Below are 22,202 nucleotides of genomic sequence, written 5' to 3'. Positions count from 1 at the left end.
GACAAAGCGGCGCATGGTATCGCAGTTGGATGATTCGTCGCCAATTCCGTGCATACGGTTATACTGACAGCGACCACGTTCGATCAGAGAGACCGACCATGGTTGAGAAAGCACGTTCCATCCCGCTCTGGTGGCTGGCGCTGACGGCGGCGCTGGTGCCGATGATCACCATTCACCTGACGTTCCTGGTTTCTGTTCTGGAAAACCATGTGCCCTGGTGCATTCCCTACTGGGACAGCTGCACCAGCATCAGCCGCACAGGGCGCTACGGCACGTCCTACTTCCTCTTCAAGGGCACGATGCTGCCCGGCGCACTGCTGGGTATCGGGATGTGGACGCTGAACCGGTTCTGGCTGGAGTCACTGGGCGGGCATGGCCGGGGGCGACTCTGGCTGCCCTGGCTGGGTCTGGTGGCCGGGGTATCGCTTGCCGGCTATACGGTGGCGCTCGGCCATGAGGGGGAGGGATTCAACCTGATCCGCCGGATTGGCGTGGTGCTGTACTTTTCTCTGAGTTTCATCGCCGAGCTGCTGATCAGCGCCCAGCTCCGGGCCATTCCGGGCTGGCGGAAGACCGGCCAGCGCCTGCTCTGGCTCTGTGAGCTGACGCTGGCCGTGGGCATTCTGTCCGTGATCCTCCACGGCACCGTTTACGAGTTCTACAGTACCGTGGACGACGCCTTCGAGTGGGTGCTGGCGTTACTGATCAACGCGCACGCCCTCTGGCTGGCCCTGCTGTGGCGCCGCAGCGGTTTCCGCGCGACGCTCACCTCCGGCCACTGAATCAGGCCGAACGGCGGGCCGGACCACTGGAGCGACCCCGGCCCGGCTGGCCGCGCCCGCGGGATCCACCACCGCCACCACGCCCCGGCCGGGCATTGCGGTTACCACCTTTCGGGCCACCAGAGCGACCACCGGGCTTCCCGCCTTTGGCACGCACGTTCAGCGCCCGGCTCGGCTCGAAGCCATCGATGGTCTCACGCGGAATCTCCCGGCTGATCAGCTTCTCAATGCCGCCCAGCATCGGTGCTTCGTCCGGGCTAACCAGAGACACGGCGTGACCGGTTTCACCGGCGCGACCGGTCCGACCAATGCGGTGGACGTAGTCCTCAGGCACCTGCGGCAGCTCAAAGTTCACCACCTGTGGAAGCTGCTTGATATCCAGCCCCCGCGCGGCGATGTCGGTGGCGACCAGTACCCGGACGCGGCCATCCTTGAAGCCTTTGAGCGCTTTGGTGCGCGCGCCCTGAGACTTGTTGCCGTGGATGGCGGCGGCGCTGATGCCGTCCTTTTCCAGACGGGTGGTCAGCTTGTTGGCGCCATGCTTGGTGCGGGTGAACACCAGCACCTGTTCCCAGCGCTTGTCCGCCACCAATTGGGTGAGCAGGTCCGCCTTGCGCCCCTGGTCCACCGGGTGGACCGACTGCTGAACTGTTTCGGCCGCGGTGTTGCGCGGCGCCACGTCGATTTCCACCGGATTGTTGAGCATGCTGCCCGCCAGCTTGCGGATCTCACCGGAGAAGGTGGCGGAGAACATCAGGTTCTGGCGCTCTTTCGGCAGCAGCGACAGGATCCGGCGGATGTCACGGATGAAGCCCATGTCGAGCATGCGGTCCGCTTCGTCCATGATCAGGGTTTCCAGCGCGTCGAACTCCACCGCGCCCTGCTGGTACAGGTCCAGCAGTCGGCCGGGCGTGGCCACCAGCACGTCGACGCCGCGACGCAGCTTGTTGATCTGGGGATTGATCTTCACCCCGCCGAACACGACGGTGGAGCGGATCTTCGCGTAGCGACCGTACAGATGAACGCTGTCATGGACCTGCGCCGCCAGCTCACGGGTCGGTGTCAGGACCAGGGCACGCACGCCACGCCCATTGCGCGGGCGAGCGCCGAGACGCTGGAGCAGGGGCAGCGTGAAACCGGCAGTCTTGCCCGTGCCGGTCTGGGCCGCGGCCATGACATCGCGTCCGGACAGGACCGCGGGAATGGCTTCGGACTGGATCTTCGTGGGGGTATCGTACTTCTGCTCGGACGTGGCACGAACGAGCTGCTCGGACAGGCCGAGATCGGAAAAACGCATCATTGGAATACTCTTGGACACCCGGTCATTCGTCGGTTATTGGCGACGAGCCGTCGGGCGCGTGAACAATCACGATTGAATAAACGACTACGGCGCGCGTCCCGATTCGGCGGGTGGGCCGTCCTCTGAAAGGTCGTATCGAAGTGGTTTCGCCAGCGTGTGGCGAGATCCCTCGAGGCAGGATGGTGGCTATCCTAACAGGCGCGGCGGAAAAAGGCGACGCCGTTTTTCGTCCAACGCTACAGACGCTGCACCGGCAGTACCGGGGCATCTCGGGACTGAACCCGGTCCTCACTCGGCGCACAGTCGAAAAATCGCCGATAGGTCCTGGAAAAATGCTCCAGCGAGGCGAAGCCGGCACTGGTCGCCACGTCGGACACACTCAAATCCGTCTGCTGCAATAAACGATGGGCCCGGTTGATCCGCAGCTGCAGATAATACCGCTTCGGGGAGAGGCCGACCTCTGAACGAAAACGGCGCTCCAACTGACGGACCGACAATCCCACCGCCTCGGCCAGCGCCTCGGCACTCAACGGGGACTCGAGGGTCTGGTGCATCAGCCGGACGAGGCGCCTCATCTGGGCGGAGATCGCCACCTGGTGCTCTGGCGCGTGGGACAGCTGCTGCAGATTCGCCGGGCGCTGGCGACGCTCCAGCAGGTGATCCCGCAGCGTATCGGTGAGCGGCGCTTCCAGTCGTGTCGACAGCCAGGCCATCACCATATCCAGAACCGCCGTACCGCCGGCACACGTCATGCGATTCTCCGAGAGAGTGTACAACTCGCTCACCGCATGAATGTGCGGGTAAAGCTCCTGAAAGCCCTCCAGATTGTCCCAGTGAACCGCCGCCCGATGTCCCTCCAGTTGCCCCGCTGCCGCCAGGACGTCAACACCCATTTCCACACCGGCAAGCCGGACGCCCGCCGCGTCACAGTGTCGCAGCCACATGCGAACCTGACGGTCATTGCGCAGGGACTTGGTTTCGAAACTGGCCAGCACAAACACAGTGTCCAGATCCGTGGGTGCCGGCCATTCCGTTTCCACTGCCAACGGGACGCCGTTGGAGGCGCGGACACTGGCTTCCGGCCCCAGAAGGTGCCACTCGAAGCGCGCTTCCTGGGCCAGCCAGTTGGCAATGAAAAGCGGATCCAAAAGCGCCCCGAGCCCGGAAAAGGGAAACTCCGGCAACAGCAGAATACCGATCCGGTGGGTGGGGCTTGTCAGGGGCATGGGCGATATCAGCTCCGGTAGTCGTCCTGTTCCCGGTCCAGAACCCGCATCAGGGCAGCGAAGTGGGCCTGGGGCGCCCCCATCTTCGCATACTCGTCCCATTGCGCGGCCGTACGGCGCGCCACCTCTGCGGACACGGGCCGAAGCGGTAGGCCACTGGCTCGGGCCACCAGATAGTAACGGCAGGCGCGCTCAAAGTAGTAGAGGTTATCAAACGCCGTCGCCACGTCCGGGCCGGTGGCAATCACTCCGTGGTTGCCCAGCAGCAGAATGGGCGCGTCGCCGTCCGCCATGGACGCCAGCCGCTCCGCCTCATCACCCAGACCCATCCCCTCGAAGCCGTGATCGATACGGAGACGTTCGAAAAAACGCATGGCATTCTGCTCAATCGGCGGCAACTCCGGGTTGGCCAGACAGGCCAGCGCCGTCGCATAGAGACTGTGGCAGTGCAGGATGCATCCCACGTCGCGGCCTCGACGGTGCATGGCGCCGTGAATGGCCCAGGCAGTGGGGTCCAGATCGGCGGGCGCCGCCTCCGCATCGGCCGCGACCTCCAGAAGGTCACTCGCCCGAATCTCCGAAAAATGCCGACCCGCCGGATTGATCAGAAATCGACCGCCCCCGGGCTCGCTCACCACACTGCAGTGGTTCGCAGCCGCTTCGTGCAGTTCCAGACGCGCCATCCAGCGAAAGGCGCAGGCCAACTGCTCCCGGAGCGTGCCGTGGTCATCCGGGTTCGCCATCATGATGTCACCTCCCGCTCTCAGTAGTGAATCCAGCGTGTTTTCAGCGCCATGTACTTCTGCATCCCGGCAAGGCCGTAGTCCCGACCGATGCCCGACTGTTTCATGCCGCCAAATGGGGTCTGCGGGCTGACCGCGTCAACACCGTTCACCGTGATGGTGCCCGCCTGGAGCGCATCGCAAAGACGATGAGCACGACTGAGCAGCAGCGTCCACAGGGAGGCGGCCAGTCCGTAGCAGCTGTCGTTGGCCAGGGCCACGGCCTCGTTTTCGTCCTGGAAACGGGTCACCGTCAGTACCGGGCCAAAAACCTCCTCCCGGAAGATGCGGTGCTGAGGCGTCACCTCGGTGAACACGGTGGGTTCGACGAACAGCGCGCCACCGCTGGCGGTCCGGGCCTCGCCGCCTGTCAGCAGACTCGCCTCCTGCCGGCCCACTTCGAGGTAGCTCATGACCTGTTCAAACTGGGCGCGACTGACGATTGGGCCAAGTGTCGTGGCCGGGTCCAGCGGATCCCCCGGAGTCAGCTGCGCGACCCGTTCCTGAAGCGCGTCAAGGAAATCATCCGCGATGCTGTCCTGAATCAACAGCCGCGAGTGCGCCGAACAGACCTGCCCGGCGTTCGTGAAAATACCGCCGATCACCGCATCCACCGCGGCATCGAGATCCGGGCAGTCATCGAACACGAGGTGGGGGCTCTTGCCACCGCACTCCAGCCAGACCGGCTTCATGTTCGATTCCCCGGCATAGACCTGGAACCGCTTTCCAATCTCGGTGGAGCCGGTAAAGCCGATGGCGTCCACGTCCGGGTGGCGCCCCAGTGCCTCGCCCGTCACATGGCCGTGACCGGGCAGAACATGCAGAACACCGGTCGGCAGTCCCGCGGCCTCGCACAACTCGGCCAGTCGCAACGCCGACAACGAGGACTCCTCGGCAGGCTTGAGAATCACACTGTTGCCCGCTGCGAGGGCTGGCGCCAGCTTGACGGCCGCGTTATGCAGCGGGTAGTTCCAGGGAACGATGGCGCCAATGACGCCCAGCGGCTCATGGACAACGGTCGCCTGGACCCCGGCCGGCGAGGCGGCCACCTGATCGTAGAGTTTGTCCTGCAGCTCGCCGTACCAGTCAAACAGGACCGCCGACTCCTCCACATCCTCAAGCGCTTCACTGATGCATTTGCCGACCTCAAGACAGTCCAACAACGCCAGCTCTTCCTGATGGGCGCGGAGTTCCCGGGCAATGCGCTTCATGATTGATCGCCGGTCCAGAGGGTCCAGGCCCGACCAGCTCCTGCTTGCAAAGGCGGCCCGGGCCGAAGTGACCGCCCGGTCAACGTCCTCGCTGGTGGTCGCGGCAACGTGGGCCAGCGGCTGCTCGGTCATTGGGTTGATGGAGGCCAGAGTCGCTCCATCGCTGGACGGGCGGCGCGCACCCTCGATCCAGGCGTTGCCGTTAAGGCTCAATCCGGCGGCACGGGACTGCCAGTCTTGGTATGTCAGGGGCATATCAGCTCCTCATTGTCGAATAGGACTGTTGCAAAACAGGGAGGCTTGCCCGCCTCTGCGGAGGCGGGCGTGGTGTTAACGTTGCTGTCCCTGCCAGTCCGGGTGAATCCAGGTGGGCGCATCGGAAGGCGGCAGCGGAGGCCGGCCGAGAATCAGGTCGGCGGCTTTCTCCGCAATCATCACCGTGGGGGCATTGGTGTTGCCGCTGACGATGACCGGCATGATGGAGGCATCGACGACGCGCAGGCCCTCAACCCCGTAGACCCTGAGATCAGGGTCGACAACCGCCTCCGCGTCGTCGCCCGGCCCCATCCTGCAGGTTCCCGCCGCGTGATAGCCGGTTTCGGTGGTCTGGCGCGCCCAGGCATCAAGCGCCTCATCGCTCTGGCAGTCGGGCCCGGGGGTTATTTCCTCACCCCGATAGGGAGCAAACGCCGGCTGCGCGACCAGCTCACGGACCAGCCGGACGGCGGCGCGCATATCGGCCCGGTCACGCTCGGTACCGAGGTAGTTGAAGACGATGTCCGGAGGCCGGGCGGGATCCGTGCCGTTCAACCGTAGCCGTCCCAGACTTGTTGGGCGCATCAGATCAATATGGATCTGGAAGGCATGATCTTTGAGCGTCTCGACGGTACCCGGCTCCACGGCCAGCGACATGAACGTGAGCTGAATGTCGGGATGCTCCACACCCGCCCGCGAGCGAATGAAGGCGCCGGCCTCAAACTGGTTGCTGGCGGCGAGACCGGCTTTCTGAAGGAACCAGCGCAGACCCACCCAGGCCTTGCGGGGAAAGCGGGTCCAGGGGGCGTTGGACACCGGCTCAGGGCAACGGTAGGCCACGACCGTGTCGGGGTGATCGCTCAGCCGGCGTCCAACGCCTTCCAGCGGGTGAACAGCTGGAATGGACCAGCGAGACAGCTCATCGTCAGGCCCGATGCCCGAGAGCATGAGCAGTTGCGGCGTGTTGATCGCCCCGCCGCAGAGCAGCACTTCGCGCGCGGCGGTGACGTCGAACGACACACCGCCTCGGCGGTAGCGAACCCCGGTGGCCCGCCCCTGAGAGACCAGTACCCGCTCAGCCAGAGCGCCAGTGATCACCGTCAGGTTGGGCCGCTTCCGGGCCCGGGCCAGATAGCCCCGGGCGGTGCTCCAGCGACGGCCTTGCCAGGTCGTGCGATCCACCCGACCGAAGCCCTCCTGGCAGTGGCCGTTGACGTCCTCTGAGAAGGCATAGCCGGCCTGCTCTCCGGCCCTGAGAAACGCCCGGGACAACGGGTCGTACGGCTGTCCTGAGGAGACCTTCAGCGGCCCGTCGCCACCGTGGTAGTCATTCGCTCCCAGCTCATGACACTCCGAGCGCCGGAAGTACGGCAACACGTGCCGGTAGCCCCAGCCCGCGCAGCCACTCGCCTCCCAGGCATCATAGTCCCGGGCATGGCCGCGAATGTAGACCATGCCGTTGATGGAAGACGAACCGCCCAGGGTTTTCCCGCGAGGGGTCGCCACCGACCGATTATCAAGCCAGGGTTCCGGGCCGGACCAGTAGTGCCAGTTGAAGTCCGCACCATCAATGGCCGCGCCCATGGCCGCTGGCATGTCGATTTTCCAGGACTGATCACGCGGGCCGGCTTCCAGAAGCAGCACCCGATACCGTCCATCTTCAGTCAGCCGATCCGCCAGGACGCACCCGGCCGATCCGGCACCCACTATGATGTAGTCGTACTCGGATTCAATACGCATGCGCCGTCCAACCCTTACTGGATCGGGTCGCCCTGGCCGTGAAGGGCCCGGTAAACCAGTCGATGGAAATGCAGGACCAGGTGCTCACTCTCATTACTGCGTTCAGGGTCGATCATGTAGCGCCCCTGGTCGTAGCCCAGTGAGTGAAGCCCTTTCTGAACCGTGATGTTGAGGTCGATGTCCTCCGGGCCGAGTTCGTTGTTCATCCAGTCCATGGCCGCACGCGATATCGCCGGCAGCGCTTCATGCGGGGTGTAGTAGCCAAAACGCAGGATGGTGCGCTCCTCGTCCAGGGGAATCATCATGAAGGTGCCCATGCACTGCGAGTACGGAAACTGGTAAAAGGTGTTATGGGGCCAGAGACCAATATTGAAGAAGCCGTCTGCATCCGTTGCCTTACTCTCTATGGGCACGCCATATGCGGAAGTGGCCTCCCGGTTGGGCGGTGCTCCGTACGTCCACCAGTTCTCGCGGTGGACCAGCTTGTACTCGGAAAAATCGATCAGCGAGGCCAGATCGACGTGGTGCGGGCCGGACAACTGAAAATGGTAACCCTCGATGGAGTTGTCCATGATGACCTTCCAGTTCGCCGGAACGATCACATCGTCTTCCTGAACCAGACGCATGTCGTCGAGGTTCGGAATCGACCGGCGGATGACGTCCTCCGCTTCCGGGAACAGGGTCTCCATGCCCTCCGCATCGGGGTCCAGGTTGAAGAACACCGAACCGGCAAAGACCTGCAGACGGACCGGCGGAATCCGGTGGTCATCGACGTTGAAAGCCGGAATCTTCTGACTGCGCGGTGCGCCTTTCAGGGAGCCGTCGTGGTTGTAGCACCAGGAGTGGTAGGGGCAACGGATGACGCCTTTCTGCACGCCGCGCGTCTCGGTCAGCAACCGGTTGCCACGGTGCTGGCAAACATTGTGGAAGGCATGGAGCTCGCCCGCCTTGTCCCGCATCAGAATGACGCTCTGATCAAACACGTCACGCACGACATAGGCACCGGGTTCGGACAGTTCGTTCACGTGACAGCCAAAGTGCCACGCTCCCATGAAAATCCGATCCCGTTCCGCCTCAAAGATCGCTCGGTCATAGAAATAGCGGGAAGGCAGTGTCAGCGCCTGTTCCGGGACCTGTTCGTCCCAGCGCATCTCAGTTTGTGACATGTCTCACCTCTCTCATCAGTCGTTCGAGTTGAGAGAGTCTAAGGACAGGTCACCGATCACACCTGACTAAAAACGCCATCCCATTTTACTACTTTTGATTAATAGCGTCGTTAAATAGCGCATTACATCAAATAAAGACGCAAAGACCGGCGGTATTGGTTGATTGAAAGCGTCACCCAGGGGCATCAGCGCCCTCTCAGAAAGTCCTTCAGAACCCGTGCCGTTTCACTCTTGCGGCGGGTCCGCACCACTTTCTCCGGTGGTCCTTCGGTGACAACCTTACCGCCGGCATCGCCGCCTTCCGGACCCATGTCGATGAGCCAGTCGGCCTCGGCGATGATGTCCAGGTTGTGTTCGATCAGCACCACGCTGTGGCCGGCGTCCACGAGTCGGTGCAGCACGCGGATCAGGCGTTCCACGTCCGCCATGTGCAGACCGACGGTCGGCTCATCGAGAATGTACAGTGTGTGGAGCTGGCGCTGGCGGCGGCTGTCCGGCCTCGCCTTGGCCAGTTCCGTGACCAGTTTCAGGCGCTGGGCCTCGCCGCCGGACAGGGTCGGACTGGGCTGACCCAGGGTGAGATAGCCCAGCCCCACGTCGCGCATCAGTTCCAGCGCGTGGTGGATCTTCGGGTGGGCGCGGAAGAAATCGACGCCCTCGTCCACGCTCATTTTCAGGACGTCACCAATGTGCTTGCCGCCATAGGTCACCGCCAGCGTTTCCGGCGTGAAGCGATCGCCATGGCAGACTTCGCAGGGCACGGACACGTCCGGCAGGAAGTTCATCTCGATGCGCTTCATGCCCTGGCCGTCGCATTCCGGGCAGCGGCCCTCTTTGGTATTGAAGGAGAAACGCCCGGCGTTGTAGCCCCGCAACCGGGCTTCCTGCGTACCGGCAAAGAGCTTGCGGATGGCGTCCCAGAAGCCGACATAGGTCGCCGGGCAGGAGCGCGGCGTCTTGCCGATCGGGGTCTGGTCCACTTCCAGCACCCGGTCCAGTGATTCCCAGCCGTCCAGCGCCTCGCAGCCCTCCAATGCAGGCCGGGGCTTGTTGCGACCGGCACCGGTCAGGCGTTTCAGGTTGCCATGCAGCACGCCGCGTACCAGCGAACTCTTGCCGGAACCGGACACCCCGGTCACGCACACCAGCCGTTCCAGCGGTACCGACACGTTGACGCCCCGCAGGTTATGCAGACTGGCCTTGCGCACCTCCAGCCGGTGTTCGGATGCCTCGGTGCGCCGGTCGTCCATCATCGGGTGGCGGATGGGATGGGCGAGGCAGTGTCCGGTAGTGGACTCGGGATGGGCCATCAGGTCCTCAACCGTGCCTTCGGCCACCACACGGCCGCCGTTCACACCGGCCCCCGGCCCCAGGTCAATCACATGTTCGGCCCGGCGGATGGTGTCTTCGTCGTGCTCGACCATCAGGATGGTGTTGCCCTTGTTCTCCAGCCGCGCCAGCGTGTCCAGCAACATGGCGTTGTCGCGTGGGTGCAGGCCGATGGTGGGCTCATCGAGGATGTAGCACACCCCCTGCAGATTGGAACCGAGCTGTGCAGCGATACGGATGCGCTGGGCCTCGCCGCCGGAGAGCGTGGGCGCGGCGCGATCCAGACTCAGGTAGGACAGGCCCACCTGATCGAGAAAACTCAGACGATTCTGGATTTCCGGCAGGATGTCCCGCGCGATTTCCGATTCGCGGTGGCCCAGGGGCAGGTGCCGGAACAGCTTCTGCGCCTCGGTGACCGACGCCTCGGTGTAGTGGGCAATGTTCCAGCCCTGGAAGGTGACCGCCAGCGCCTCGGGGTTCAGTCGCCGGCCGTCGCAACGCGGGCAGGTTCGGGGCTGACCGTCGTCTTCCTCCTCGAGCCAGGCGCTTTCCTCACCGGTCTGCTCTTCGTCAAAGCCGCTCAGGGACAGACCGGTGCCGAAACAGCCACCACACCAGCCGTGCTTGGAGTTGTAGGAGAACAGGCGCGGGTCCAGCTCCGGAAAGCTGCGGCCACAGCCCGGGCAGGCCCGCTTGACGGAGAAAATGGTTTCGCCGTCGTCGGAGAACATCTTCAGGGTGCCCTGGCCGAAGTCCAGCGCCCGTTCGATCAGCTCATCCAACTCGGGTTCCGCGCCGGCCGTTACTTTCACGGTGCCCACCGGCAGATCGATGGTGTGCTCCTGATGCCGGGCCAGGCGCGGCCAGTTGAAGGTCTCCAGGTACTCGCCATCCACCCGCAGGTGCTCGTAGCCTTTCTTGAACGCCCACTGGGCCAGATCGGTGTAGTAGCCCTTGCGGGCCACGATCATCGGGGCCAGCAAGGTCACCGTCTCACGCCGCGCCTGGCGCAGAATCTGGGCGCGGATGGCTTCCGGCGTCTGCGCCTCAATGGGCACCTGACACGTCGGACAGTGCTGGGTGCCAAGCTTGACGAACATCAGCCGCAGGAAGTGGTAGATCTCCGTCATGGTGGCGACGGTGCTCTTGCGCCCGCCGCGACTGGTGCGCTGTTCAATGGCCACGGTGGGCGGAATGCCGAATACCGCATCCACATCGGGCCGGGAGGCTGGCTGCACGAATTGCCGGGCGTAGGCATTCAGCGATTCCAGGTACCGGCGCTGGCCTTCCTGAAACACGATATCGAACGCCACGGTGCTTTTGCCGGACCCCGACAGGCCCGTGATGACCGTGAGCTGGTTCCGGGGAATGGTGACGTCGGTGTTCCTGAGGTTGTGTTCCCGGGCATGGTGAATCGTGATCGCCGACGGTGAGGCCTTAGCGTGGGTTGCGGCCGGGGCCTCGCTCGCCATCACACTCGCCACCTCGCCCGAGAGCATGCCGGACTGTCCGGTCTCGCCGCGCTGGGCCAGGTAGGCTTTCAGCGCGACGCCGGTGCGGCTTTCGGGTACCGCCATCACCTCGTCCGGCGTGCCCGCCGCCATCAGCTGACCACCACGGTCGCCGCCCTCCGGGCCCATGTCGATGAGCCAGTCCGCAGCGGCCATCACATCCAGATTATGCTCGATCACCGCCAGCGAGTGCCCCGCCGCCAGCAACCGCCGGAACGCCTGCAACAGCGTCGCCACATCGTCCATGTGCAGGCCGGTGGTGGGCTCGTCGAAAAGAAACAGCAATCGCTCGTCTGCTTTGGTCCGCCCGCTGGCCTTTGCCAGGTGCCCGGCCAGTTTCAGGCGCTGGGCCTCGCCGCCGGAGAGCGTCGGCACCGGCTGGCCCAGCCCCATGTATCCCAGACCGACGGCCTGCAGCGGCTCCAGCGCCTGCAGCACTTTCGGGTAGTCGGCAAAGAACGCGACCGCCTGGTTAACGGACATGGCGAGGACGTCAGCGATGGAACGCGGCCCACCTTCGAAGCCCACCGACGGCGCCAGCGTGACTTCCAGAATCTCCGGCCGGTAGCGCTTGCCATCACAGTCCGCGCAACGCAGGTAGACGTCGCTGAGGAACTGCATCTCCACATGCTCAAAGCCGTTGCCACCACAGGTCGGGCAGCGACCGTTGCCGGCATTGAAGCTGAATGTCCCCAGGGTGTACCCCCGTTCCTTCGCCTCGGGCAGCCCCACGAACACCTTGCGGATGGCGTCGAACGCGCCCACATAGCTGGCGGGCGTGGAGCGGGTAGTGCGGCCAATCGGGGACTGGTCGATTAACACCGCATCATCGATCCGGTCGGCGTGTTCGATGCGATCGTGCTCGCCAGGCACTTCGCCGGGACGCCCCTTGATCTCCGCCAGCGCGCGGTAGACAACGCTTTCCATCAACGTGGACTTGCCCGACCCACTCACGCCGGTGACCACCACAAACCGGTTCAGGGGCAGGTCCACATCGACGTTCTGCAGGTTGTGCTCACGGGCACCCCGCACGCCGATCCACGCCTCCGGCCGGTCGACAGCGCCAACGGTCGATGCGTCGACCACTGAACGCCGGCCCGTCAGGTAATCCGCGGTCAGGGAGGCGCCGGAGCGCATCAGCGTCCCCGGATCGCCCTGGAACAGGATCTCGCCACCGCGCTCGCCAGGGCCGGGCCCCATATCGATCACCCGGTCGGCGGCGTGCATGACCTGTGGGTCGTGTTCCACCACCAGCAGCGAGTTGCCGGCATCCCGGAGCTGATGCATGACGTGAATGATGCGGTCCATGTCGCGCGGGTGAAGGCCGATGCTGGGCTCGTCCAGCACAAAGAGGGTGTTCACCAGCGAGGTGCCCAGCGCGGTGGTCAGGTTGATGCGCTGCACCTCGCCACCCGACAGGGTGCGGGACTGGCGGTTCAGGGTCAGGTAGTCCAGCCCCACCGTGACCAGATAGCCGAGTCGCGCCCGAACCGCGTCCAGCAGCAGGTCGGACGCCTCGTCCAGCGGCGCGGGCAGCTCAATGTCCCGGAACAGGGCCTGAACCCGGCCCAGCGGCAGATCCATCAGATCGGCGATATTCAGCCCCGGCAGATCCGCCAGCACGTCATTGGAAAACCCGGTCTCGCGGGGCCGGAACCGCCGCTCGGGAGGCAGTACCGCGTCGGCGTTGGCCTTGGAACCCACCCGCCAGGCCAGCGACTCGGGCTTGAGCCGGGCGCCGTCACAGGTCGGGCATTGGTCGTAGGAGCGGTACCGGGAGAGCAGCACCCGGATGTGCATCTTGTAGGACTTGGTTTCCAGCCAGTCGAAGAACCGCTGAACCCCGTACCAGCCACCCTTGTGGCTCTGCCAGGTCCATTTTTTATCGCCCGCCAGTACCCAGCGCCGGTCCTCCTCGGTCATGTCCCGGAAGGGAATGTCCACCGGCACGCCGGCCCGTCCGGCGTGGGCAATGAGATCCCGCTGGCAACCGGCATAGGCCTTGGTCTGCCAGGGTTTGATAACGCCCTCTTCCAGGGTCTTGCCCTCGTCTGGCATGACCAGCCGGTAGTCGATCCCCATGACCCGGCCAAAGCCCCGGCAATTCTCACAGGCGCCCATCGGGGAGTTGAAGGAAAAGGTGTTGGGAATCGGGTCGGTGTAATCCCGGTCGCAGTCGGGGCAATGCAGCCCCTCGGAATAGCGCCAGTGATCGCGGGGCTGGCGGTCATCATCCAGCGGGAACACGCCAATCCGTCCCCGGCCGCCGCGCAATGCGCCTTCGACGGCCTCTGTGATGCGATCCCGGCGTTCTTCGTCCAGCCGCACCCGGTCCTGGGTCACCCGCAGGGTGTTGCGATCAATGGTGTCAACGCGCGTGTAGCCCTGGCGATCCAGCTCCGTGCGCACCTTGTCTTCGGCCACGTCGCCGGTGAGTGGCAGATCGAAGGCGATGACCGCCCGCTCGCCCTGGCCACGGGTCATCAGATCCTCGACGATACTGTCCTCGGTATCGCGCCGCACTTCGCGGCCACAGCCCTGGCAATACAACCGCGCCGCCCGGGCGAACAGCAGTTTCAGGTGGTCATTCAGCTCCGTCATGGTGCCGACGGTGGAGCGGGAGTTGCGCACCGGGTTGGTCTGATCGATGGCGATGGCCGGCGGAATCCCCTCGATCTGGTCCACGGCCGGCTTGTCCATCCGGTCCAGGAATTGCCGGGCGTAGGGCGAGAAGGTCTCCACGTACCGACGCTGGCCCTCGGCGTAGATGGTATCGAACGCCAGCGACGATTTGCCCGACCCGCTCGGCCCGGTCACCACGGTCATTTCACCGAGCGGGAGATCCAGGTCCAGATTCTTGAGATTGTTCTGGCGGGCGCCGCGAAGGCGGATCCGGTCGTCGGACATGGGCGGTTCCTGAGTAGTGGCAATTCCCGGAAATGGCTGTCGAGTATAACGGACACCGCTGCGACAGCACGATGGAAGCCCTTACGCGCCGCTCGGACCGATTGGATTGATCATTGAGTGGTGGATCGCTCGAACAGCCCTTGCCGGGGCGCCATCGCCCAGTTCGACTGGTAGCGTTTGAGCACATCCCGCAGCGAGAACTCGTAGTGCTTGCGGTTGGGGTTCTCCAGACGGGAGTACCGCGTGAAATCGACCCGGGAAAGGCTGTCAGGATTGTCCTCGAGACGTCCGAGCGCCTTGCGGACCACACCGACATTGTTGCGGTTCACCAGCAGCAGCGGCGTGTCGAACACCGGCCGGTCGGTCGCGGGCCAGGCGCCACCCAGATAGTCGTGGGCCAGGATGACCGACCAGGCGCCCTCCACATAGTGGCCACCGGCGGTGATGGTGACCCGACCGTCGGCAACCTGTTCAAGCGTGGCCGGGTTGATGTCGTAGGAATTGATCAGCAGGTCCTGGCCGGGGGTTAACCCCTCCTCCTCCATTGCCGAGAGAATACCTTCCGTGATGCGATAGTTCGCCGACCAGACCACATCCACACGCGGGTATCGTTGCAACAAGCCACTAAGGCGCGTCTTCGCTTCGCCAGCGCTCCAGTCGGTGTAGAACATCTGGGTGAAGGTCACATCCGGACGCCGCTCCAGTACCTGACGGACGCCGCGCTCGCGCTTGATCGCGGGGGTGTCCGACCGGTACCCGTTGATCGCCGCCATCGTCACCGGCTCGGAAGAGGCCCCCTGCTCCGCCCGTCGGATCAGGTACTCGGTCATGTCGGCGCTCGAGCCCACATCGTCCGGCACCAGATGGGCGATCCAGTGTGGATTGGAGCCGTCGGTCTGACCGCCAACCCCGTTCTCCGGTTCCTGCAGGCCACTGTTGAAGAGGACACAGGGGACGGCTTCCTGAGCACAGATCTCAAGAAAGCGGCTCGCGGTCTGTAGGAAGTTCGGAAAGATCGCCGCATCGAAGGCGCGATCACCCCGCAGGGCCGACTCGAACTGTCGCTGCATGCGGAGGCGGTCGGCATCGGCATCAAAAACCGTCAGTTCATCGCCCATGTCTTCGGTCGCCGCCCGGGCGAAGAGCACCACTCGATTCCAGAACGGCGTGTCATCAGGGATAAACAGCGCCAGCCGGTTCCCGGTCGAGGCCAGCGCCACCGGCGCATGCACCAGTACACTCAAAAGAACCAGACAAATCGCGCGATACATCATGGCACTCCGCTCTTACTCGCCCCGGTCACCGGAACAGTCGCCCGGCAACCCAGACCAGCCCGCATGGCACCAACCACTGTCAGGATGCGAGGAGCATCAGCCAGTACCAGCAGGAGTACCAGACCTACAGTCGCCAGTATCAGCAAACCCGAAACCGGTGAACCGGCCCGCTGCCGGGCAGGATGATACCGCCAGCTTTCTTTTGTGACGCCGGTCCCACCGGATCTGACCACCCGCCGTCACCGGCCGCTATTCACTGACAACAGTGACCGGCCCGGTGGCATGGCGAATCACTTTTTCGCTGATGCTGCCCAGAGTCAGGCTGCGTACAAGCGAGTGGCCCCGCCGTCCGAGGAAAAGATGAGTGTCCGGGTGGTTTTCCATGTACTTCAGGATTTCACTTGCCGGCTCCCCGACCAGAAGAACCTCTTCCGTCGGCTCAACCTTGTCTTTCAGCGCCTTTCTGGCGACATCAAACATTTCCTGGCCATACTGTTCCTCATTGGCCTCAATGGACTCCGGCTGTACGCCGCGAATCGCCATTCTTTCGGCCTGAGTGGATGGGAAAACGGACAGCAGTCGAAGCGACTGGCCAGTGGCTGACGCCAGGTCAGCCGCCAGTGCAGCCGCATTCGCGGACTGATCCGACCCATCGCACGCCACAACGATGCTTGAAGAAGTCTGTCCCATGGTGAAGCCTCCTTTGCTGATAGGTGCTCTTCAATGTAGCAGTGAGTTGGAGACAGTACTGTTGATTCGGATCAATACGCCGGAAAAAAGTTCAACGCGGATCAGCGTGACAATGCCGAAAAGATGGTCGACTCCAGCATTGAACGGTGCCACATCTGTCGCCGATGCCACGCTAATCGTCGATGAACCATCAACAGGAATACTTCGGGTCATCGGGAACGTCTGAAAGACGTGTCGTCCGCTTCCCCGTCGCCCCGGATCACCACCTTGCCCCGGCATCGGCCGGTCCCGTTTCGGTCATAGGCCCCGTTGGCATCGATCAGTTCAAAGGTGCTGTCGATGACCGGTTTGAGCTGGCCGCTCTCGACCATGGCGAACAGGGTCTCCAGATCCTCCCGGTAGGACTCGACAACCACCGTGCCGGCCTTCTTCCCCAGTAGCCGGTAGAAGGGCGTACCCACCATGGAGCGGGCATCGCCGCCGGTGGAGATGAAGTAGCCGCTCCGCCCGGTCAGGGCAGCACAGCTTGTCGGGGACTCGTAGGAGGTCACATCGAAGACAAGGTCGAACGGTCCGGCGCGGGTCCGGTAGTCGCCGGCCGTGTAGTCGATCACGGCATCAGCGCCAAGCGCCTTGACGAAATCGGTGTTTCGGTGGCTACAGACGCCGGTGACGTGGGCGCCCATGGCGTTGGCGATCTGTACCGCAAAGGTGCCGACGCCCCCGGAGGCGCCAATGATGAGCACCGAGCGGCCGAAGCCGGCATGGCCCTGTCGCAGCCCCTGCAGGGCCGTCTGGGCGGCCAGCGGCATGGCGGCTGCCTCCTCGAAGGACAGTGACGGCGGCATGCGGGCGATGCGCGTCTGGTGGATGCGGGTTCGTTCGGCCAGCGTGGCGGTCCGGGGGCGCATGTCCATGCCGTAGACGGCATCGCCAACGTCGAAATCCTCAACGTTGGCGCCTTTTTCGATCACGATGCCGGCCAGATCGTCGCCGAAAACCGGCGGAAATCGTTTCGTAACAACCGGTGGCGTCCATCGGGCCACATTGAGGTTCAGCTTCCGATCCTTGGGATTGACCGACGCGGCGTGCACGGCGACCAGCACATCCTCCGGCCCCGGCGCCGCGGGTTCGTCCACGTCTGTGAGCACCAGCCGGGTCTGTCGACCCCAACCGGACGGCATGATGGCTTTCATCCAATGACCCCCTCGGTCCTCCAAATGCGTGTGCAACGAGCGTACACCGGCATAATGCCCGGAGCGAATTACCCGGTTGAGGTCGCGGTCCGGCTTCGGCGAAGACTCACAACCAGCCCCAATACCGTGAGCGGCCCGACAAACCACAGCATGGCACCACTGAATGCGGGCAACGCCTCGTGGTGGCTGGCCGCGAGAATCAGGTACGCCGTGTAGGCCAGGTAGTAGCCGAACAGGACGCCACCCTCCAGGCGACTGATCACGCCTCCGGTAAAGAAAATCGGCAGGCAGGCAATCGCCACGGCCATCATCACCGGCAGATCAAAGCGCAGCACTGCCGGCGTGACCGCAAGCCCGTCCGGCGCCACCACCGCCGCCAGACCCAGCACGCCCATGATATTGAACAGGTTGCTGCCCACGACATTACCCACGGCGATGTCGCGCTCGCCCTTCATGGCCGCCATGATGGAAGTGACGACTTCCGGCAGCGAGGTGCCCGCGGCGACGATGGTCAGGCCGATCACCAGTTCGCTGACCCCGAGCGCCTCGGCGAAGGTGACCGCACTGCTCACCAGCCAGCGCGAGCCGAGCACCAGCAGGGCCAGTCCGACTCCGACACGTACGAGGTTCCAGGCGAGCTGGCGGGGTGGTCTGGCGCCGTCATCCGCGTCATCACCCCGCTCGTGCCGTCCCTGACGGATCAGGAAGGCGAAATAAGCGATCAGCACCAGGACCAGCACGCCCCCATCGATCCACCCCAAACGCCCGTCCAGCGCCAGCACCCAGACGCCAATCGACAGCCCGATCATCAGCGGCACGTCCAGACGAATAAGTTGACGGGACACCACCATCGGCACGATGAGGGCGGACACCCCGAGGATGAACAGCACGTTGAAGACGTTGCTCCCTACGACATTGCCCAGTGCCATGGTGGTCTGGCCCGACCACGCGGCCCCGATCGAAACCGCCAGCTCCGGCGAGCTGGTGCCGAAGGCCACTACCGTCAGGCCAATGATCAGCGAGGGAATGCCAAACGAGGCGGCGAGGTTGGAGGCGCCCTTCACCAGCGCATCGGCGCCGAGGATCAGTGCCACCAGGCCCGCCACAAACAACAGTACGCTCATCGGTCGATCGTCCGGTCAGTTGGGAATGGAGGCTAGGATCATGTCACAAATCCGCTCCTGGGTCCGGCCCTCACCGTCCACCGTGAGATCCGCATAGCGCTGGTACAACGCCAATCGCTCGTCGAACAGCGCCTCCAGCGACTGATCCGGTCGTTTCGACAGCCCCCGGAGACTGTAGTCACCAATCCGCTCGCGCACGGTGGCCAGCGGGATGTTGAGGAAGACGACCGGCCCTGTGGATTTCAGGTGCGCCATGGCCGTTTCGCCATAGACCGCGCTGCCGCCGGTGGCGATCACCTGACCAGCCCTGGGGATGCGGCACAGCACCCGCTCCTCCACCTCCCGGAGGGCCAGATAGCCGCGCTCATCCACGATGGTCTGCAGGGTCTGCCCCTGGTCCGACTGGATCAGCAGATCCGTGTCGACAAAATCCATTCCGGCGGCCTTGGCCAGCAGGACCCCGATCGTGCTCTTGCCCGAGCCGGGCATGCCGATGAGGATGATATTCGACCGGTCGCCCATCATGATTCCAGCGGGGGCAGGCGCCACCGGTCGCTGATCCGGCATTCGGCATGGCGCGGTACCGGATCGTGAACGCCATAGTAATCGCTCGCTTCCGCCGTTCCGATGTGCTCCGCCAGGCTCATGCCCGTGGGCGGGTCGATGACGCCACCACTGATGGACACCTCTGGCGAGCCGTACTCCTCGTACAGCAGACTGCTGCCGCATTCCTGACAGAAACCGCGACGGGCCACGTCCGAGGAGGCAAACCACTTGAGGCCACGATCCTCCAACAGGCGCAGGTCCTTCCGATAGCCGCGCGTGGCGGCCCAGTAGTGACCGGACGTCCGGCGGCAGGTTTCACAGTGGCAGCCGATGATCGGGCGCATCAGGCTCTCAATCTCGAAGCGGACCGCGCCGCAGGCACAGCCGCCGGTCAGATGGTAGTGTTTGAGGTCCGTCACGATGGCATCCTCTTTTCACCGATTTCCTCACCATGCATTACACCATCAACCTGCCATACTCAGCCACGGGAACGGCTTATTCTGACTCAGGAGCGACGTCATGCTGGCCTTGCTGACCGGACTGGTTCTTTTTCTCGGCATTCACTCCCTCTCAATCGTGGCACCGAGCCTGCGGGAGACATTTGCCCGGCGGCTCGGGGAATGGCCCTACAAAGGGCTCTACTCGCTCGTGGCCATCGCCGGCTTTGTGCTGATCATTCAGGGCTATGGCGCCGCCCGCCTCGACCCGCTGGTGCTGTACACACCTCCGGTCTGGATGCATCTGGTCACGGCCGTGCTGATGCTGATCGTGTTTCCGGGACTGCTGGCAACGTATTTTCCGGGCCGGATCAGCGCCGCGCTGAAACACCCGACGCTCGTCGCGGTCAAAGCCTGGGCCCTGGCGCATCTGCTTTCAAATGGTCAGCTGGCCGATGTGGCCCTGTTCGGAGGGTTCCTGATCTGGGCGGTTGCCGACCGTATCTCCATGAAGCGCCGGTCGCCGCGCCCGATACCGCACCTCCGGGCAAGCTGGATGAATGACGGCATCGTGGTGATTGGCGGTATGACACTCTATGTCGGGTTCCTGCTCTGGCTGCATCCGGCCTGGATTGGTGTGCCCGTGATCCCATAACAGAACAGCCCGCCGAAGCGGGCTGTGTGCGAGCCAGAACGGTCTTTGCGGCGCATTCTTCAGGCAGACTGCGTCCGGCGCCGCCGTGCCAGCCCGAGACCAAGCAGGGAGCCGCCCAGCAGGGCGAGAGTGCCCGGCTCCGGAACCGGCATGTACTCGATGGTCAGCTTGGATTGCTTGATGTAGAAATCGCCTTTTTTCGACTTCAGAGTGACCCCGAACATGCCATCTTCGAGGGCGGCCAGAGACACGTCATAGTCGTAAATGCCAGTGTCGACCTCACCCCAGTCCCAAGTGCCATCCTCAGCATAGCCGAACGCAAACTCCGTAGTGCACTTGCCGAAAATGCAAAGGTCGCTGTCGTCCTTGAGGTAAAGCTCCAGATTGCCACTGATCAGCGTGTCAGCCGGGGGATCGAATGTGTACTGGTGTTTCCATTCCACGTAATCGAACCCTTTAAAGAGGCTCGGATGGTCCAGTTTATTGACCGTCCCAAAGCCATGATCAACGTAGTCTTCTGGCGCATTGGTTCCACTAGGGCCAAAGTAGGTAATATCGTGAAGGGTGATCGGAGCAGCGGTAGCCAGCCCACTGAACCCCATCCAGCCAACAAGAATCCCTGCCAGCGCTTTCCATTGAGTGTTCATCGTCTTTTCTTCCCTCGTTATCCATTCCGTTTATCAAGGTCGTTTCAGACCGCGGGAATGCATAGGCAACACGTGTACCAATCTCGAAAAAGGCTTCAAAAACAGCACAGAACATCCGGGAGGGAAGCCGGTAGTGTAAAAATTGGTGACACTCCTGAGAGTGCCGATGGAACCCATTATGCAGTTGCTTAACGTCACAGCCGTCGTGAGCCACGCCCATCGTGGGGCTCAAGGGTGTCAGAATCCGAAACACTCACTCAAAACCATGGCGCCGATCATGATCCGTTGAACACAGCAGTGTCAGATCGCCCGACGCAGCTCGGCCCGCGCGTTCATCAGCACCCGGATGGCAGAACGGGTCAGCAACCAGAGCAGGCCCAGCGCCACCACCAGATCCGGCCAGCCGGAGCCGGTGAGCCAGACCGCGCCGGCCGCCACAAACACCGAGAGATTGGCAGCGATGTCATTGCGGGAGCACTCCCAGACGGAGGCCATGTTGACGTCCTCATGGCGGTGGCGCCACAGGAGGTAGAGGCAGGTGCCGTTGGCGCCCAGGGCGATGAGACTGAACAGACCCATCATCTCAAACACCGGCACGGCGGGCACCATCAGCCGGTGAACGATCTGGGCCGCGACGGCCATGGCCGCCAGCAGGATCAGACCTCCCTTGAACAGCGCCACCCGGGCTTTCATGTGATCGCCCCGTCCCACGGCAAACAGGCTCAGACCGTAGGTGAGGGCATCACCAAGATTGTCGAGACTGTCCGCCAGTAGCGCCGTGGACTGACTCCAAAGCGCAGCCACCACCATGACGGCGAACATCACGCCATTGATAGCGAGGACAACCCGTAATGTCCCGCGCTGCCGATCATCGCGCGCATCGACCGCGCAGTGACTGTCACAGCAATCCGTCAACGTCTACTCCGTCGTGCTCGTCCCTTCAGACGTTGCCGCCCTGGCGAAGCCATCGAGAGCCTTCCCAATCTTCCCGACGACCGCATCGCAGCCATCGATGTCGTGGCGCTCCGTGAGGTATGCCGGGTCATTATAACCGAGCCAGACCTGACCGTCGGCGTCTTCCCAGATCAGCGCTTTCTGGGGCAGATCGATGGCCACCGACTGCTGGCACTGCATCAGGGGTGTGCCCACCTTCGGGTTGCCAAAAATCACGATCCGGGTCGGACGCAGGGACAGATTCACGCCGGCGGCGCCCTGCCGATGGTCGACTTGGCGGAACACCGTCATCCCCTTATCCTTCAACGCATGGACCAGCCGATCGGTGGTGCGTTCAACGCTATGAGCACTTTCCATTTGAACCAAGCCATCGGCCGCCCAGAGCGTCGATGTGACCAGCACCAGCATCAGGCCGACCAGCGAACGAACCGTTAATCGCATGACATCCTCCCTCATTGCTCTGTTCTGTG

General features: G+C 63.6%; 18 protein-coding genes and 1 pseudogene. 2 read left to right on the top strand and 17 right to left on the bottom strand.

Annotated features, from left to right (window positions below):
- Nucleotides 1-98 precede the first annotated feature (98 nt).
- Nucleotides 99-782, top strand: coding sequence for a hypothetical protein (locus C8D92_RS06105; protein WP_095612158.1), 684 nt, complete (start codon nucleotides 99-101; stop codon nucleotides 780-782).
- A 1-nt stretch (nucleotide 783) separates the two neighbouring features.
- Here the strand turns inward: C8D92_RS06105 and C8D92_RS06100 are convergent, their stop codons facing one another.
- From C8D92_RS06100 to C8D92_RS06040, 14 genes and pseudogenes are all read right to left on the bottom strand, one after another.
- Nucleotides 784-2,079 (bottom strand): DEAD/DEAH box helicase, encoded by a 1,296-nt coding sequence (locus C8D92_RS06100; protein ID WP_116918839.1) that lies wholly within the window; start codon nucleotides 2,077-2,079, stop codon nucleotides 784-786.
- A 239-nt stretch (nucleotides 2,080-2,318) separates the two neighbouring features.
- A complete protein-coding gene (locus tag C8D92_RS06095) occupies nucleotides 2,319-3,308 on the bottom strand; it encodes a GlxA family transcriptional regulator (protein ID WP_116918738.1) in 990 nt (329 codons plus the stop codon).
- An 8-nt stretch (nucleotides 3,309-3,316) separates the two neighbouring features.
- On the bottom strand, nucleotides 3,317-4,054 hold the full coding sequence (locus tag C8D92_RS06090; RefSeq protein ID WP_207775124.1) for a class II aldolase/adducin family protein: 738 nt from the start codon (nucleotides 4,052-4,054) through the stop codon (nucleotides 3,317-3,319).
- A 17-nt stretch (nucleotides 4,055-4,071) separates the two neighbouring features.
- Nucleotides 4,072-5,556: an aldehyde dehydrogenase gene (locus C8D92_RS06085; protein WP_095610886.1), complete on the bottom strand. Its 1,485-nt coding sequence runs from the start codon at nucleotides 5,554-5,556 to the stop codon at nucleotides 4,072-4,074.
- A gap of 75 nt (nucleotides 5,557-5,631) precedes the next feature.
- Nucleotides 5,632-7,296: a choline dehydrogenase gene (locus C8D92_RS06080; RefSeq protein ID WP_116918737.1), complete on the bottom strand. Its 1,665-nt coding sequence runs from the start codon at nucleotides 7,294-7,296 to the stop codon at nucleotides 5,632-5,634.
- 14 nt (nucleotides 7,297-7,310) lie between these two features.
- Nucleotides 7,311-8,462 carry an aromatic ring-hydroxylating oxygenase subunit alpha gene (locus tag C8D92_RS06075; protein ID WP_116918736.1) on the bottom strand — a complete coding sequence of 384 codons (1,152 nt, stop codon included), beginning with the start codon at nucleotides 8,460-8,462 and terminating at the stop codon, nucleotides 7,311-7,313.
- A 185-nt stretch (nucleotides 8,463-8,647) separates the two neighbouring features.
- A complete protein-coding gene (uvrA, locus tag C8D92_RS16070; protein WP_481000423.1) occupies nucleotides 8,648-10,891 on the bottom strand; it encodes an excinuclease ABC subunit UvrA in 2,244 nt (747 codons plus the stop codon).
- Nucleotides 10,892-11,428: 537 nt separating this feature from the next.
- Nucleotides 11,429-14,209, bottom strand: a pseudogene (uvrA, locus tag C8D92_RS16065) (excinuclease ABC subunit UvrA); the annotation flags it as partial.
- A gap of 110 nt (nucleotides 14,210-14,319) precedes the next feature.
- Nucleotides 14,320-15,483 (bottom strand): ABC transporter substrate-binding protein, encoded by a 1,164-nt coding sequence (locus C8D92_RS06065; protein WP_116918734.1) that lies wholly within the window; start codon nucleotides 15,481-15,483, stop codon nucleotides 14,320-14,322.
- A 249-nt stretch (nucleotides 15,484-15,732) separates the two neighbouring features.
- Nucleotides 15,733-16,173, bottom strand: coding sequence for a universal stress protein (locus C8D92_RS06060; protein ID WP_095610036.1), 441 nt, complete (start codon nucleotides 16,171-16,173; stop codon nucleotides 15,733-15,735).
- A gap of 209 nt (nucleotides 16,174-16,382) precedes the next feature.
- Nucleotides 16,383-17,369 (bottom strand): NAD(P)-dependent alcohol dehydrogenase, encoded by a 987-nt coding sequence (locus tag C8D92_RS06055; protein WP_095610037.1) that lies wholly within the window; start codon nucleotides 17,367-17,369, stop codon nucleotides 16,383-16,385.
- A 68-nt stretch (nucleotides 17,370-17,437) separates the two neighbouring features.
- Nucleotides 17,438-18,493: a calcium/sodium antiporter gene (locus tag C8D92_RS06050; protein WP_095610038.1), complete on the bottom strand. Its 1,056-nt coding sequence runs from the start codon at nucleotides 18,491-18,493 to the stop codon at nucleotides 17,438-17,440.
- Nucleotides 18,494-18,508: 15 nt separating this feature from the next.
- Entirely contained in the window at nucleotides 18,509-19,042 is a 534-nt protein-coding gene (locus C8D92_RS06045; protein WP_409456160.1) for a shikimate kinase, read from the bottom strand.
- Nucleotides 19,015-19,458 carry a GFA family protein gene (locus tag C8D92_RS06040; protein WP_207775123.1) on the bottom strand — a complete coding sequence of 148 codons (444 nt, stop codon included), beginning with the start codon at nucleotides 19,456-19,458 and terminating at the stop codon, nucleotides 19,015-19,017. The genes C8D92_RS06045 and C8D92_RS06040 overlap by 28 nt, the downstream gene beginning before the upstream one ends.
- A gap of 100 nt (nucleotides 19,459-19,558) precedes the next feature.
- On the opposite strand from C8D92_RS06040, the gene C8D92_RS06035 reads away from it, so the two are divergent.
- On the top strand, nucleotides 19,559-20,131 hold the full coding sequence (locus tag C8D92_RS06035) for an NnrU family protein (protein WP_095610040.1): 573 nt from the start codon (nucleotides 19,559-19,561) through the stop codon (nucleotides 20,129-20,131).
- 59 nt (nucleotides 20,132-20,190) lie between these two features.
- Here the strand turns inward: C8D92_RS06035 and C8D92_RS15835 are convergent, their stop codons facing one another.
- The 3 genes from C8D92_RS15835 to C8D92_RS06020 all read right to left on the bottom strand — a co-directional run bounded on the left by C8D92_RS15835 (nucleotide 20,191) and on the right by C8D92_RS06020 (nucleotide 22,173).
- Nucleotides 20,191-20,778 carry a PEP-CTERM sorting domain-containing protein gene (locus C8D92_RS15835; protein WP_116918733.1) on the bottom strand — a complete coding sequence of 196 codons (588 nt, stop codon included), beginning with the start codon at nucleotides 20,776-20,778 and terminating at the stop codon, nucleotides 20,191-20,193.
- Between the two features lie 300 nt (nucleotides 20,779-21,078).
- Nucleotides 21,079-21,693, bottom strand: a complete 615-nt coding sequence (locus C8D92_RS06025) for a cation efflux transmembrane domain-containing protein (protein ID WP_116918732.1) — start codon at nucleotides 21,691-21,693, stop codon at nucleotides 21,079-21,081.
- A gap of 3 nt (nucleotides 21,694-21,696) precedes the next feature.
- Complete coding sequence (locus C8D92_RS06020) at nucleotides 21,697-22,173, bottom strand: DUF302 domain-containing protein (protein WP_095610043.1); 477 nt, start codon at nucleotides 22,171-22,173, stop codon at nucleotides 21,697-21,699.
- Nucleotides 22,174-22,202: the final 29 nt, after the last annotated feature.

The sequence above is a fragment of the Tamilnaduibacter salinus genome (assembly GCF_003096655.1).
Taxonomy (GTDB): Bacteria; Pseudomonadota; Gammaproteobacteria; order Pseudomonadales; family Oleiphilaceae; genus Tamilnaduibacter; species Tamilnaduibacter salinus.
Note: the sequence above shows the minus strand (reverse complement) of the source record. Positions and strands in the feature narration are given on the sequence as shown.

Bases quoted from the DNA above. Each gene is read 5' to 3' on its own strand.
- C8D92_RS06105 (WP_095612158.1), top strand. From the start codon at position 99: ATGGTTGAGAAAGCACGTTCCATCCCGCTCTGGTGGCTGGCGCTGACG.
- C8D92_RS06100 (WP_116918839.1), bottom strand. From the start codon at position 2,079: ATGCGTTTTTCCGATCTCGGCCTGTCCGAGCAGCTCGTTCGTGCCACG.
- C8D92_RS06095 (WP_116918738.1), bottom strand. From the start codon at position 3,308: ATGCCCCTGACAAGCCCCACCCACCGGATCGGTATTCTGCTGTTGCCG.
- C8D92_RS06090 (WP_207775124.1), bottom strand. From the start codon at position 4,054: ATGATGGCGAACCCGGATGACCACGGCACGCTCCGGGAGCAGTTGGCC.
- C8D92_RS06085 (WP_095610886.1), bottom strand. From the start codon at position 5,556: ATGCCCCTGACATACCAAGACTGGCAGTCCCGTGCCGCCGGATTGAGC.
- C8D92_RS06080 (WP_116918737.1), bottom strand. From the start codon at position 7,296: ATGCGTATTGAATCCGAGTACGACTACATCATAGTGGGTGCCGGATCG.
- C8D92_RS06075 (WP_116918736.1), bottom strand. From the start codon at position 8,462: ATGTCACAAACTGAGATGCGCTGGGACGAACAGGTCCCGGAACAGGCG.
- uvrA (WP_481000423.1), bottom strand. From the start codon at position 10,891: ATGTTCGTCAAGCTTGGCACCCAGCACTGTCCGACGTGTCAGGTGCCC.
- C8D92_RS06065 (WP_116918734.1), bottom strand. From the start codon at position 15,483: ATGATGTATCGCGCGATTTGTCTGGTTCTTTTGAGTGTACTGGTGCAT.
- C8D92_RS06060 (WP_095610036.1), bottom strand. From the start codon at position 16,173: ATGGGACAGACTTCTTCAAGCATCGTTGTGGCGTGCGATGGGTCGGAT.
- C8D92_RS06055 (WP_095610037.1), bottom strand. From the start codon at position 17,369: ATGAAAGCCATCATGCCGTCCGGTTGGGGTCGACAGACCCGGCTGGTG.
- C8D92_RS06050 (WP_095610038.1), bottom strand. From the start codon at position 18,493: ATGAGCGTACTGTTGTTTGTGGCGGGCCTGGTGGCACTGATCCTCGGC.
- C8D92_RS06035 (WP_095610040.1), top strand. From the start codon at position 19,559: ATGCTGGCCTTGCTGACCGGACTGGTTCTTTTTCTCGGCATTCACTCC.
- C8D92_RS15835 (WP_116918733.1), bottom strand. From the start codon at position 20,778: ATGAACACTCAATGGAAAGCGCTGGCAGGGATTCTTGTTGGCTGGATG.
- C8D92_RS06020 (WP_095610043.1), bottom strand. From the start codon at position 22,173: ATGCGATTAACGGTTCGTTCGCTGGTCGGCCTGATGCTGGTGCTGGTC.